12 protein-coding genes are annotated in these 12,036 nt (G+C 72.8%); 6 read left to right on the top strand and 6 right to left on the bottom strand.

Annotation, left to right across the window (positions count from 1 at the left end):
• Positions 1–12 precede the first annotated feature (12 nt).
• The 3 genes from ACIQVI_RS15665 to ACIQVI_RS15655 all read right to left on the bottom strand — a co-directional run bounded on the left by ACIQVI_RS15665 (position 13) and on the right by ACIQVI_RS15655 (position 3,056).
• Positions 13–801, bottom strand: coding sequence for an enoyl-CoA hydratase-related protein (locus ACIQVI_RS15665; RefSeq protein ID WP_351973259.1), 789 nt, complete (start codon positions 799–801; stop codon positions 13–15).
• A 69-nt stretch (positions 802–870) separates the two neighbouring features.
• Positions 871–2,010 (bottom strand): adenylate/guanylate cyclase domain-containing protein, encoded by a 1,140-nt coding sequence (locus ACIQVI_RS15660; RefSeq protein ID WP_121829535.1) that lies wholly within the window; start codon positions 2,008–2,010, stop codon positions 871–873.
• A 191-nt stretch (positions 2,011–2,201) separates the two neighbouring features.
• Positions 2,202–3,056, bottom strand: coding sequence for a biotin--[acetyl-CoA-carboxylase] ligase (locus ACIQVI_RS15655; protein ID WP_403595689.1), 855 nt, complete (start codon positions 3,054–3,056; stop codon positions 2,202–2,204).
• Positions 3,057–3,190: 134 nt separating this feature from the next.
• Between ACIQVI_RS15655 and ACIQVI_RS15650 the strand changes: the two genes are divergently transcribed.
• From ACIQVI_RS15650 to ACIQVI_RS15635, 4 genes are all read left to right on the top strand, one after another.
• Entirely contained in the window at positions 3,191–4,783 is a 1,593-nt protein-coding gene (locus ACIQVI_RS15650) for an acyl-CoA carboxylase subunit beta (RefSeq protein ID WP_351973261.1), read from the top strand.
• A 29-nt stretch (positions 4,784–4,812) separates the two neighbouring features.
• Positions 4,813–5,025, top strand: coding sequence for an acyl-CoA carboxylase epsilon subunit (locus ACIQVI_RS15645; RefSeq protein WP_351973262.1), 213 nt, complete (start codon positions 4,813–4,815; stop codon positions 5,023–5,025).
• A 202-nt stretch (positions 5,026–5,227) separates the two neighbouring features.
• Positions 5,228–5,356: a morphogenic membrane protein MmpB gene (gene mmpB, locus ACIQVI_RS15640; RefSeq protein WP_272922277.1), complete on the top strand. Its 129-nt coding sequence runs from the start codon at positions 5,228–5,230 to the stop codon at positions 5,354–5,356.
• A 63-nt stretch (positions 5,357–5,419) separates the two neighbouring features.
• A complete protein-coding gene (locus ACIQVI_RS15635) occupies positions 5,420–6,025 on the top strand; it encodes a nucleoside triphosphate pyrophosphatase (RefSeq protein WP_351973263.1) in 606 nt (201 codons plus the stop codon).
• Between the two features lie 11 nt (positions 6,026–6,036).
• On the opposite strand, the gene ACIQVI_RS15630 is transcribed toward ACIQVI_RS15635, so the two are convergent.
• Positions 6,037–6,477, bottom strand: a complete 441-nt coding sequence (locus ACIQVI_RS15630; protein WP_351973264.1) for a hypothetical protein — start codon at positions 6,475–6,477, stop codon at positions 6,037–6,039.
• Between the two features lie 364 nt (positions 6,478–6,841).
• Here ACIQVI_RS15630 and ACIQVI_RS15625 point away from each other — a divergent pair, with 364 nt between their 5' ends.
• Together ACIQVI_RS15625 and ACIQVI_RS15620 are read left to right on the top strand one after the other, a co-directional pair.
• Positions 6,842–8,596, top strand: coding sequence for an acetyl/propionyl/methylcrotonyl-CoA carboxylase subunit alpha (locus ACIQVI_RS15625; protein ID WP_403595683.1), 1,755 nt, complete (start codon positions 6,842–6,844; stop codon positions 8,594–8,596).
• An 80-nt stretch (positions 8,597–8,676) separates the two neighbouring features.
• Positions 8,677–9,222, top strand: a complete 546-nt coding sequence (locus tag ACIQVI_RS15620) for a TetR/AcrR family transcriptional regulator (protein ID WP_403595679.1) — start codon at positions 8,677–8,679, stop codon at positions 9,220–9,222.
• 56 nt (positions 9,223–9,278) lie between these two features.
• Here the strand turns inward: ACIQVI_RS15620 and ACIQVI_RS15615 are convergent, their stop codons facing one another.
• Both ACIQVI_RS15615 and ACIQVI_RS15610 read right to left on the bottom strand, forming a co-directional pair.
• Complete coding sequence (locus ACIQVI_RS15615; protein WP_121829527.1) at positions 9,279–10,205, bottom strand: DeoR/GlpR family DNA-binding transcription regulator; 927 nt, start codon at positions 10,203–10,205, stop codon at positions 9,279–9,281.
• Positions 10,206–10,430: 225 nt separating this feature from the next.
• Positions 10,431–11,870 carry an NAD(P)H-quinone dehydrogenase gene (locus tag ACIQVI_RS15610; protein ID WP_351971837.1) on the bottom strand — a complete coding sequence of 480 codons (1,440 nt, stop codon included), beginning with the start codon at positions 11,868–11,870 and terminating at the stop codon, positions 10,431–10,433.
• Positions 11,871–12,036 lie beyond the last annotated feature (166 nt).

The raw sequence follows: 12,036 nt of genomic DNA, 5'->3' as shown, positions 1-12,036 counted from the left end.
GGATCGGCCGGGTCACTCCCCCGGCCACTCCGGCTTCCGCTTCTCGTTGAAGGCCGCCACGCCCTCGGCCCGGTCGCCCGAGAAGGCCACCGAGCGCCAGGCCGCGTCCTCGACCTCCAGGCCCGCCCGCAGGTCCAGGCCCTGGCCGAGCCGCAGGGCCTTCTTCGCGGCACGCAGGCCCACCGGGGAGTTGGCCGCGATCCGCCCGGCGAGCTCCAGGGCGCCGGTCCGCGCGTCCTCCGCCAGGAGGTCCACCAGGCCGAGCTCGCGGGCCTCGGCGGCCTCCACCCGGCGGGCCGTGAAGACCAGCTCGGCGGCGCGGGCCGCGCCCACCCGGCGCGGGAGCAGCTGCGTACCGCCGCCGCCGGGGATGACGCCCACGGAGACCTCGGGCAGGCCGACGACGGCGGTCGCGTCGGCCACGATCACGTCGCAGGCGAGCGCCAGCTCGAAGCCGCCGCCGAGGGCGAAGCCGTGCACGGCGGCGACGGTCGGCATGGGCAGCTCCAGGACGCCGGTGTAGGCGGCGCGGGCGGTCGGGCGCTGGCGGACCAGCTCGGCGTCGGTGAAGGAGTTGCGCTCCTTGAGGTCGGCGCCGACGCAGAAGGCCCGGTCGTTCGAGGAGGTGAGGACGGTGACGCGGACGGCGGCGTCGGCGGCGAGCGCGTCGCAGGCGGCCGCGAGGGAGCGGGCCATCTCGGAGGAGACCGCGTTCATCGCCTTGGGCCGGTCGAGGACCAGCTCCGCGACGTGCCCCTCCCGCCGGACCACCACGTACTCACCGAAACGCTGCTCGGACATGACCGCACACCCTCCCACCAGCCGGCTCCGCCCGTTAACGGCTGTTAACCGGCGTTCACGGAGGAGATCCTAAGTGGGACGGCGGCCCAGGAGCCAGGGTTCGATGACGCCGAGGCCCCGGACCGGGCGCTGCCACATCGGCTGGAGCGCGAAGCGGTACGCGGCGGGCGTGCGGCCCTCCTTCTCCGCGCGGGCCGCCTCCTCGGCCGCCTCCGCCTCGGAGACGGGCGCCTCGCCGGTCCTGGTCAGCTCCTTCGCGAAGGCGCTGTCGACCAGGACGGCGTCCTTCGGGGCTATCGAGGTGAGCCGGCTGGCGAGGTTCACGGTGGTGCCGAAGACGTCGCCCATCCGGGTCGTCACGGTGCCGAAGGCGATGCCGACGCGCAGCGCGGGCATCGTCTCGTCGTGGCCGAGGGTCTCGATCAGGCGCAGCGCGATCTCGGCGGCGATGCCGGCGTCGTCCGCCGCGTAGAGCACCTCGTCGCCGAGAGTCTTGATGAGCCGGCCGCCGTGCGCGGCGACGAGGTCGGCGCAGGTGGTCTCGAAGGCCTCGACCAGCTCGCCGAGCTCCTCCTCCTCCAGGCGGCGGGTGAGCCGGGTGAAGCCGACGAGGTCCGCGAAGCCGACGGCGAGCCGACGGTCGACCATCTCCTCGTCGTCGGCGGCCTGCACGACCCGGCCGGTGGCGGCGGCGAGCTGCCGGCGCCACACGTAGATCAGGAACTCCTCCAGCTCGGGCAGGAGCAGCTCGACCAGAGGGTACGTGACCTCGGTGCGGGTCATGCCGGGCTCGGGCGGCTCGGTGAGGCCCTCCAGGAAGGAGTCGATCTGCCACTCGGCGAGCCGGGCGGTGGTCTGTCCGGTGGACCGGGCGACCTGCACGGCCATCGGCTCGCTGAGCAGTCCGGCCTCAACCAGGCCCGCGAGCCGCCGCAGGGCGAGCACGTCGGCCTCGGTGAGCGCCTTGGCCTGTCCGATGTCGGCGAAGCCCATGGCGCGCCAGAAGCGGGAGGCCAGCTCCATGGACACGCCGGCGGTGCGGGCGGCCTGGAAGGGGGTGTAGCGGCGGTCCGCGCCGAGGATGAGCTGTTCGAGGCGGATGGCGAGGGGGTCGTCGCTCGGCTCCGCCGTGTGGTCGACCTCGTGATGGGGGGTGGGGTACGCGGGAGGCTCGGGCGCGCCGCCCGAGTCCTCGTCGTCGACGGTCACCGGCCGCCTCCTGCCCGTTCCCTGCCCACTTGCCCTGCCGATCTGTCGCCTGGATCGCGCTCCACGATACGACAGGTGTGGAATGGCTCACGCCCGGAAGGCGAGCCGTTCCGTCCCCCGGACGGGGGACGGGGCCCCGCGCGGCCGGGCCCGGGGCCTCCCGTGACCGTCGCGGGACCCGCCGGGGGCCGTCAGGCGTTCGGCGTCCGTACGTGGACGATGTCGCCCGCGCCCACCGCCTCCGTGCCGCCGCCCTCGGTGGCCACCACGAGGCGTCCGTCGCCGTCCAGGGCGATCGCCTCGCCCTCCAGGGTCCGCTCGCCGGGCAGCTCGGCCCTGACCCGGCGGCCGAGGGTCGCGCAGCCCGCCGCGTAGGCCTCCTGGAGCCCGGAGGCCCCGGGGTCGCCGCCGGCCCGCGTCCACTCCCCGTACCACTGGGCGAGGGAGCGCAGGACGGCCCGCAGGAGGGTGTCGCGGTCGGTGGAGACCGCGTCGGCGAGGAGGAGGGACCCGGCGCCGGGGACGGGGAGTTCGTCCTCGCGGAGGGTGACGTTGAGGCCGAGGCCGACGACGACGCCGTCCGGGCCGGCCCGCTCGGCGAGGATGCCGCCGGTCTTGCGCTCCTCGCCCTGTACGGAAACGAGGAGGTCGTTGGGCCATTTGAGGGACATGTCGACGCCGGCGGCCTTCGCGAGGCCGGTCGCCGCCGCCACGCCGGTGAGCAGCGGGAGCCAGCCCCAGCGGTGGGCGGGCACGTCCGGCTTGAGCAGCACGGAGACGAAGACGCCGGAGCGGGCGGGCGCGCTCCAGGTGCGGTCGAGGCGGCCCCGGCCCGAGGTCTGCTCCTCGGCGACGAGGACCGCGCCCTCGGGCAGTTCGCCGGCCCGGGCGGCGAGGTCGGTGTTGGTGGATCCCGTGGTGGGGACCACGTCGAGCGAGGTCCACAGTCCGTCGGGGAGGACGAGCGCGCGGCGCAGGGCGGTCTCGTTGAGCGGGGGCCGGTCGAGGTCGGACCAGCGCCCGCCGGAGCCTTGGGAGGACGTCATGCAAGTCAGAGTAGGTGTGGCAAAGACCGCAGTGCCGAACCGTATCGGCGTGGATACGCTACGGGTCAGTAGGGCAGCAGTAGCCCATTCGCAGTCAACGAACCCCCCGTGACCAGGCAGGGAGCCGCATCCCGATGTCCGAGCCGGCAGAGCAGCACGAGATCGACATTCACACGACCGCGGGCAAGATCGCGGACCTCAAGCGCCGTATCGACGAGGCCACCCACGCCGGCTCGGAGCGTGCGGTGGAGAAGCAGCACGCGAAGGGGAAGCTGACCGCGCGCGAGCGGATCGCCCTCCTCCTCGACGAAGGGTCGTTCGTCGAGCTGGACGAGTTCGCCCGGCACCGCTCCACCAACTTCGGCCTGGAGAAGAACCGTCCGTACGGCGACGGCGTCGTCACCGGCTACGGCACGGTCGACGGGCGTCCGGTGGCGGTGTTCTCGCAGGACTTCACGGTCTTCGGCGGGGCGCTCGGCGAGACGTACGGCCAGAAGATCATCAAGGTGATGGACTTCGCGCTGAAGACCGGCTGCCCGGTCGTCGGCATCAACGACTCCGGCGGCGCCCGCATCCAGGAGGGCGTGAGCGCGCTCGGCATGTACGGCGAGATCTTCCGCCGCAACACCCACGCCTCCGGCGTGATCCCGCAGATCTCGCTGGTCGTCGGCCCCTGTGCGGGCGGCGCGGTGTACTCCCCGGCGATCACCGACTTCACGGTGATGGTGGACCAGACCTCGCACATGTTCATCACCGGTCCCGACGTCATCAAGACGGTGACCGGCGAGGACGTGGGCTTCGAGGAGCTGGGCGGCGCCCGGACGCACAACGCGACCTCGGGCGTGGCGCACCACATGGCGGGGGACGAGAAGGACGCCGTCGAGTACGTGAAGTCCCTGCTCTCCTACCTCCCTTCGAACAACCTGTCGGAGCCGCCGGCCTTCCCGGAGTCCGCGGACACCGAGGTGTCGGACGAGGACCGCGAGCTGGACGTGCTGATCCCGGACTCGGCGAACCAGCCGTACGACATGCACAAGGTCATCGAACACGTCCTGGACGACGGCGAGTTCCTGGAGACGCAGGCGCTGTTCGCGCCGAACATCCTGACCGGTTTCGGCCGGGTCGAGGGCTTCCCGGTGGGCGTGGTCGCCAACCAGCCGATGCAGTTCGCGGGCTGCCTGGACATCGACGCCTCCGAGAAGGCCGCGCGCTTCGTGCGCACCTGCGACGCCTTCAACATCCCGGTCCTGACCTTCGTGGACGTGCCGGGCTTCCTGCCGGGCGTGGACCAGGAGTACGGCGGCATCATCCGGCGCGGCGCGAAGCTGATCTACGCGTACGCGGAGGCCACGGTCCCGCTGATCACGGTCATCACCCGCAAGGCCTTCGGCGGCGCGTACGACGTGATGGGCTCCAAGCACCTGGGCGCGGACCTGAACCTGGCGTGGCCGACGGCGCAGATCGCGGTCATGGGCGCGCAGGGCGCGGTCAACATCCTGCACCGCAGGACGATCGCCGAGGCGGAGGACGTCGAGGCGACGCGGGCGCGGCTGATCCAGGAGTACGAGGACACCCTGCTCAACCCGTACACGGCGGCCGAGCGCGGGTACATCGACGGCGTGGTCCTGCCGTCCGACACGCGCCCGCAGATCGTCAAGGGCCTGCGTCAGCTCCGTACGAAGCGGGAATCCCTGCCTCCGAAGAAGCACGGCAACATCCCGCTGTAGCAGCCCCTCCGGACCTCCAAGGAGCCGACATGATCAAGGTCGTACGAGGAAACCCGACCCCGGAGGAGTTGGCCGCCGCACTGGCGGTGGTCCAGGCCCGGGCCGCGGCCACGGCGGCGGCGTCCGCCGGGAGCGGCGGCCCGGCGGTGCCGGAGGGGTGGTCGGACCCCTCCCGCATCGCGCGGGCCGTACGGTCCCGTCCGGGCCCGCGGGCCTGGGCGAGGTCGTACTGGCCCGCCTAGACGTCAGGGCCGGAGGGCCGGACCCCGTGTGCGGGGGGTCCGGCCCTTCGCGCGCGTGCCTCCGTTTTCCGGCCCCACGCGCGTGCCCCGCGTTTTCCGGCTCCGCGTTTTCCGGCTCCTACGCGCGTGTGTCCGGGGACACCGGGCCGGTTGAGTATCCGTACTCAGGCGCCGCGGCCCCCGCGGCCGCAGGATCGGAGACATGCTGTGGTCCGACCCGAAGAACCAGCCGCCGAAGTTCATGCGCGAGATGCAGGCGATGATCCGCCGCGCGGGCGTGCTGCTGGCGCTCGCGATGGTGGTGCTGATGTTCGTGGTCGGCGTGCGCTGACCCCCGCGCGCGTGCCCGGCGGTCCGGTGGGTCCGGGCCTCCCGCACTGGCTACGCTGCCCCCATGACTGCTGATCCGCGCCGTGTCGTGCTCGCCTCCGCCTCCCCCGCCCGGCTCGGTCTGCTCCGGCAGGCTGGACTCGCCCCCGAGGTGATCGTGAGCGGCGTCGACGAGGACAAGGTCCACGCCCCGACCCCGGCCGAACTCGCGCTCGCCCTCGCGGAGGCGAAGGCCGCCCACGTGGCCGCCCGGCCCGAGGCGTCCGGCGCGCTCGTCATCGGCTGCGACTCGGTCCTGGAGCTGGACGGGAGGGCGCTGGGCAAGCCCGCCGACGCCGAGGAGGCCGTGGCCCGCTGGAAGGCGATGCGCGGCAGGGTCGGCATCCTCCAGACGGGTCACTGCGTGTACGACACGGCCGCCAAGCGCTACGAGTCGGCGACCGCCTCCACCGTGGTCCGCTTCGGCGAGCCGACGGACGAGGAGGTGGCGGCGTACGTGGCGAGCGGCGAACCGCTGCACGTGGCGGGCGCGTTCACCCTGGACGGGCGCTCGGCGCCGTTCATCGAGGGCATCGACGGCGACCCGGGCAACGTGATCGGCCTGTCCCTGCCGCTGCTGCGGCGGCTGCTGCGCAAGCTGGACGTCGGGATCACGGACCTCTGGGCCTGAGGCCCCGGCGGCTACGCGGGAACCGGCGCCTTCTCCGCGACCGGTTCCCCGGCCCCCTTCCCGTACGCCACCAGGGTGAGGACGATCAGGCCGAGGACCACCATCAGGAAGGCGAAGGCCTCCCAGCCGAGGAGGCCGACGGCGACCGCGCCGAGGACGCCGTGCACGATCGCGCAGCCGATGAGCAGGCCCCGGCCGAAGCGGCCCGGGGCGCGGTCGCGGAGGCCCGCGAGGAGGGCGACGAGGGCGCACAGGACGAGAGCCGCCCCGGAGGCGATGCCGAGGGCCCAGGTGCCGGTGACCACGGCGTCGGGGTCCATGCCGTCGAGGGACATCGACTGGGCCTCCACGAAGCGCGCCATGACGGCGTTGATCGCGACGATGCCGGGTGCCTCCAGAAGGAGTACCGCGGCCGTCACGAGGGCTATCGGTCTGCGGGCCACCTCGGCCACCCCCTGGATTCGCCTGTTACCAGCAGTACGATCGACAGCGGGAAGGCTACTGGCCGGTAAACCCCTGGACAAGAGTGCGCACACGCCGGGCCACGACCGACGGCCGGGCAAAGAAACGCCGAACCGTTCGTAGGGACCCCACAAAGAAACCCGAACGGCGACTGGCCGCATGAACAGAGACCTGCGCCACACCTCGGAGCTACTGTGCCGTAAAGGAACCCTGCGTACCGTGGTGCGACAAGGGAATTCACGACCCGAGCAGGCCCGGGGTCACCCTCCGTGTGGGCAAGCTCACCACTGGGGACGGGTCGAAAGGCCGTGTCGGCAGTCCCTAAACTCAGCTTGTTTCCAGGAGGGAGCCATCGTGCGCAAGGTGCTCATCGCCAACCGTGGCGAAATCGCTGTCCGTGTGGCCCGGGCGTGCCGGGACGCCGGCATCGGCAGCGTGGCCGTGTACGCCGAGCCGGACCGGGACGCCCTGCACGTCCGTGCGGCCGACGAGGCGTTCGCTCTGGGCGGTGACACTCCGGCCACCAGCTACCTGGACATGGCCAAGGTCCTCCAGGCCGCGAAGGACTCCGGCGCGGACGCGGTCCACCCGGGCTACGGCTTCCTCTCGGAGAACGCCGAGTTCGCGCAGGCCGTCCTCGACGCCGGCCTGACCTGGATCGGCCCGCCGCCGCAGGCGATCCGGGACCTGGGCGACAAGGTGGCGGCCCGTCACATCGCGCAGCGCGCCGGCGCCCCGCTGGTCGCCGGCACCCCCGACCCGGTCTCGGGCGCGGAGGAGGTCGTGGCCTTCGCGAAGGAGCACGGCCTGCCGATCGCCATCAAGGCCGCCTTCGGCGGCGGCGGCCGCGGCCTGAAGGTCGCCCGCACCCTCGAAGAGGTGCCGGAGCTGTACGACTCCGCCGTCCGCGAGGCCGTCGCGGCCTTCGGCCGGGGCGAGTGCTTCGTGGAGCGCTACCTGGACAAGCCGCGCCACGTCGAGACGCAGTGCCTGGCCGACCAGCACGGCAACGTGGTCGTGGTCTCCACCCGCGACTGCTCGCTCCAGCGCCGCCACCAGAAGCTGGTCGAGGAGGCCCCGGCCCCCTTCCTGACGGAGGACCAGAACAAGCAGCTGTACGCGGCGTCGAAGGCGATCCTGAAGGAGGCCGGCTACGTCGGCGCCGGCACGGTCGAGTTCCTCGTCGGCCTGGACGGCACGATCTCCTTCCTGGAGGTCAACACCCGCCTCCAGGTCGAGCACCCGGTGACCGAGGAGGTCACGGGCATCGACCTGGTCCGCGAGATGTTCCGGATCGCCGACGGCGAGGAGCTGGGTTACGGCGACCCGGCCGTGCGCGGTCACTCCTTCGAGTTCCGCATCAACGGCGAGGACCCGGGCCGCAACTTCCTGCCCGCGCCCGGCACCGTCACCCTCTTCCAGCCCCCGACCGGCCCCGGCGTCCGCCTGGACGCGGGCGTGGAGTCCGGCTCGGTCATCGGCCCGGCCTGGGACTCGCTCCTGGCCAAGCTGGTGATCACCGGCGCCACCCGCGAGCAGGCCCTCCAGCGCGCCGCGCGCGCCCTGGCGGAGTTCAAGGTCGAGGGCATGGCCACCGCGATCCCGTTCCACCGGGCCGTCGTGGTCGACCCGGCGTTCACCGCGGACCCGTTCCGGGTCCACACCCGGTGGATCGAGACGGAGTTCGTCAACGAGATCAAGCCCTTCGCCCCGGCCGGCCCGGACGCCGACGAGGACGAGGCGGGCCGCGAGACGATCGTCGTCGAGGTCGGCGGCAAGCGCCTGGAGGTCTCCCTGCCGTCGTCGCTGGGCATGTCCCTGGCCCGTACGGGCCTGGCGGCCGGTGCGAAGCCGAAGCGCCGCGCGGCCAAGAAGTCCGGCCCGGCGGCCTCGGGCGACACCCTCGCCTCCCCGATGCAGGGCACGATCGTGAAGATCGCGGTCGAGGAGGGCCAGGAGGTCAAGGAGGGCGACCTGATCGTCGTCCTGGAGGCCATGAAGATGGAGCAGCCGCTCAACGCGCACCGCTCCGGCACCGTCAAGGGCCTGACCGCCGAGGTCGGCGCCTCGGTCACCTCCGGCGCCACCATCTGCGACATCAAGGACTGACCGTCGCACCCAGTACGGTACGGAGGGCCCGCAGGCAGCCGCCTGCGGGCCCTTCGCCGAGGGGAGGGCCTCCGTCACCCATGCGCGCCGACGCACGCCGCAACCACGAACGCCTGCTCGTCGAGGCCCGCGCCGCCTTCGCCGGTCAGGGCGCCGACGCTCCCCTGGAGGAGATCGCGCGCCGCGCGGGCGTAGGGATCGGCACCCTCTACCGTCATTTCCCCACCCGCGCCGACCTGTTGAACGGCGTCTTCCAGGAGGCCCTGGCCGAACTCCTCGACCGCTCGCGCGCGTTGGCGGACGCCGACGAGCCGTGCCGGGCGCTCGTGGAGTGGCTGCGGGCCCTGGTCGCCCACGCGGGCGAGTACCGGGGGCTCGCGCACGCGCTGATGTCCGCCTCGCACGACCGGAGTTCGGCGCTCTCCCGGTGCAGCGACCCGCTGCGCGCGGCGGGCGACCGGCTGCTCGCGCGGGCCCGGGAGGCGGGCCGGGTGCGGGCCGACGTGTCGATCGGCGATCTGATGCAGCTGACCAACGCGATCGCGCTCGCGGCGGAACAGTGCCCGGAGGACACGGAGCTGGCGGACCGTCTGCTCGCCCTGACCCTGCGGGGCATCAAGGCCTGAGGGCCCGTACGGCCTCCGGGCGCGCGGGGCCCCCGGGGCGGGCCGGACGCCGCCGCTCAGCGGCGGCGCAGGTCCGCCACCCGGGCCGTGCGCTCCAGCGTCTCCGCGGCCATGCCGCCGCCCGGGCCCCGGAACTGCCCCGCCACCATCCGGCCGCGCTGGCCCGGGAGCGGCACGTCACGGCGGGGCCGGGCCCCGGGGGGGAGCTGATCACCGCCGGCGGGTCCGGACCCCGCGCCCGTGCCCGCGACGGCGATCTGCACGCCCTGGTCGGCGAGGGCCTGGAGCTCGGTGGCGGCCCGCTCGTCATGGGCCGGAGGCTCGTCGGTGACGAGCCGGGTGATCACGTCCGTGGGCACCGTCTGGAACATGGTGTCGGAGCCCAGCTTGGTGTGGTCGGCGAGGACCACGACCTCCGCGGCCGCCTGCACCAGCGCCCGGTCCACGCTCGCGGAGAGCATGTTGGAGGTGGACAGGCCGCGCTCGGCGGTCAGGCCGCTCCCGGAGAGGAAGGCCCGGGAGACCCGCAGCCCCTGGAGCGACTGCTCGGCGCCGCTGCCCACGAGCGCGTAGTTGGAGCCGCGCAGGGTGCCGCCGGTCATGACGACCTCGACCCGGTTGGCGTGGGCGAGGGCCTGGGCGACGAGCAGGGAGTTGGTGACCACGGTCAGGCCGGGCACGCGGGCGAGCCGGCGGGCCAGCTCCTGCGTGGTCGTCCCGGCGCCGACGACGATGGCCTCGCCCTCTTCGACGAGGCTCGCCGCGACGTCGGCGATGGCCGTCTTCTCCGCGGTCGCGAGATGGGATTTCTGCGGGAAGCCGGATTCTCGCGTGAATCCGCCCGGCAACACCGCACCGCCGTGACGGCGGTCGAGGAGTCCTTCTGCCTCCAGGGCCCGTACGTCTCTCCGTACGGTCACCTCCGAGGTCTGGACGACGCGGGCGAGCTCGCGGAGCGACACGGCTCCGTTGGCGCGCACCATTTCGAGGATCAACTGGCGACGTTCTGCAGCGAACACGAAACTGACAGTAACGTGGCCGCGCGATGCTTTTCAGCAGTATGCGGCGAATTGCAGAAGTTGCGCATGGACGGGGCCTCCAAGTGGTATGGGAGGCCCCGTCATTGATCGTTCTATGCCCCGGCTTGCCGGGGGTTGTCCGAGTCGGAGAACCGTTCCCGCAGGCGGGAGCCGGGCCGGACGCGGCGACTAGGCGTCGCCCGCCGACTTTCGGGTCTGCAACTGCCGTGCCACTTCCGCGATCGAGCCCGACAGGGAGGGGTACACGGTGAAAGCATTTGCGATCTGTTCGACGGTCAGATTGTTGTCGACCGCGATCGAGATCGGATGGATCAGTTCGCTCGCGCGCGGGGCGACGACGCAGCCGCCGACCACGATGCCGGTGCCGGGGCGGCAGAAGATCTTGACGAAGCCGTCCCGGATGCCCTGCATCTTCGCGCGCGGGTTGCGCAGCAGCGGCAGCTTGACGACCTTGGCGTCGATCTTGCCCGCGTCCACGTCGGCCTGGGTGTAGCCGACGGTGGCGATCTCGGGGTCGGTGAAGACGTTCGAGGAGACCGTCTTGAGGTTGAGCGGGGTCACCGCGTCGCCCAGGAAGTGGTACATCGCGATCCGGCCCTGCATGGCGGCGACCGAGGCGAGCGCGAAGACGCCCGTGACGTCGCCGGCCGCGTAGACGCCGGGGGCGGAGGTGCGGGAGACCCGGTCGGTCCAGATGTGCCCGGAGTCCTTGAGGCGGACGCCCGCCTCCTCCAGGCCCATGCCGGCCGAGTTCGGGATCGCGCCGACCGCCATCAGGCAGTGGGTGCCGGAGATGACCCGGCCGTCCGCGAGGGTGACCTCGACCCGGTCGCCGACCCGCTTGGCGGACTCGGCGCGGGAGCGGGCCATGACGTTCATGCCGCGGCGCCGGAAGACGTCCTCCAGGACGGCGGCGGCGTCCGGGTCCTCGCCGGGCAGGACCCGGTCGCGGCTGGAGACCAGGGTGACCCGGGAGCCGAGCGCCTGGTAGGCGCCGGCGAACTCGGCGCCGGTGACGCCGGAGCCGACCACGATGAGCTCCTCGGGGAGCTCCTTGAGGTCGTAGACCTGCGTCCAGTTCAGGATCCGCTCGCCGTCGGGCGCGGCGTCGGGCACCTCGCGCGGGTGGCCGCCGGTCGCGATCAGCACGGCGTCCGCGGTCAGCGTCTGCTCGGTGCCGTCGGCGGCGGTCACGATCACCTGGCGGGAGCCGTCCACGGCCTGCCGGCCGGAGAGCCGGCCGCGGCCGCGCAGCACGCGGGCGCCCGCGCGGGTGACGGAGGCGGTGATGTCGTGCGACTGGGCGAGCGCGAGGCGCTTCACCCGCCGGTTGACCTTGCCGAGGTCGACGCCCACGACCCGGGCGGCCTGCTCCACGTGCGGGGTGTCGTCCGCGACGATGATGCCCAGCTCCTCGTACGAGGAGTCGAAGGTGGTCATCACCTCGGCGGTGGCGATCAGGGTCTTGGAGGGGACGCAGTCGGTCAGGACGGACGCGCCGCCGAGGCCGTCGGTGTCGACGACGGTCACCTCCGCGCCGAGTTGGGCGCCCACCAGGGCCGCCTCGTATCCGCCGGGTCCGCCGCCGATGATCACGATCCGGGTCACTGGGATCTACGCCTCGCGCTCTCGTTCTGCCGGGGGGTCCCCCCGCTGGGGTGCAGTGCGTACGCCATTGTCCCGCACGCTTCAAGTGCGTACCCCATTGTCCCGCACGTCCGGCGCGGTCACGCGGCGGGGGCTCCGAAGGGGTCCGGCGGCCCTCAGGGAAGGC

The organism is Streptomyces sp. NPDC098101 (genome assembly GCF_044760185.1).
Classification (GTDB): domain Bacteria; phylum Actinomycetota; class Actinomycetes; order Streptomycetales; family Streptomycetaceae; genus Streptomyces.
The sequence above is the reverse complement of the archived record's forward strand: the minus strand, read 5'-3'. Positions and strand labels throughout refer to the sequence as shown.

What these genes read in the sequence shown, in the direction of transcription:
- ACIQVI_RS15620 (WP_403595679.1), top strand. Translation starts at nt 8,677, where the DNA reads ATGCGCGCCGACGCACGCCGCAACCACGAACGCCTGCTCGTCGAGGCC.
- ACIQVI_RS15645 (WP_351973262.1), top strand. Translation starts at nt 4,813, where the DNA reads ATGATCAAGGTCGTACGAGGAAACCCGACCCCGGAGGAGTTGGCCGCC.
- ACIQVI_RS15650 (WP_351973261.1), top strand. Translation starts at nt 3,191, where the DNA reads ATGTCCGAGCCGGCAGAGCAGCACGAGATCGACATTCACACGACCGCG.
- ACIQVI_RS15665 (WP_351973259.1), bottom strand. Translation starts at nt 801, where the DNA reads ATGTCCGAGCAGCGTTTCGGTGAGTACGTGGTGGTCCGGCGGGAGGGG.
- mmpB (WP_272922277.1), top strand. Translation starts at nt 5,228, where the DNA reads ATGCTGTGGTCCGACCCGAAGAACCAGCCGCCGAAGTTCATGCGCGAG.
- ACIQVI_RS15615 (WP_121829527.1), bottom strand. Translation starts at nt 10,205, where the DNA reads ATGGTGCGCGCCAACGGAGCCGTGTCGCTCCGCGAGCTCGCCCGCGTC.
- ACIQVI_RS15655 (WP_403595689.1), bottom strand. Translation starts at nt 3,056, where the DNA reads ATGACGTCCTCCCAAGGCTCCGGCGGGCGCTGGTCCGACCTCGACCGG.
- ACIQVI_RS15635 (WP_351973263.1), top strand. Translation starts at nt 5,420, where the DNA reads ATGACTGCTGATCCGCGCCGTGTCGTGCTCGCCTCCGCCTCCCCCGCC.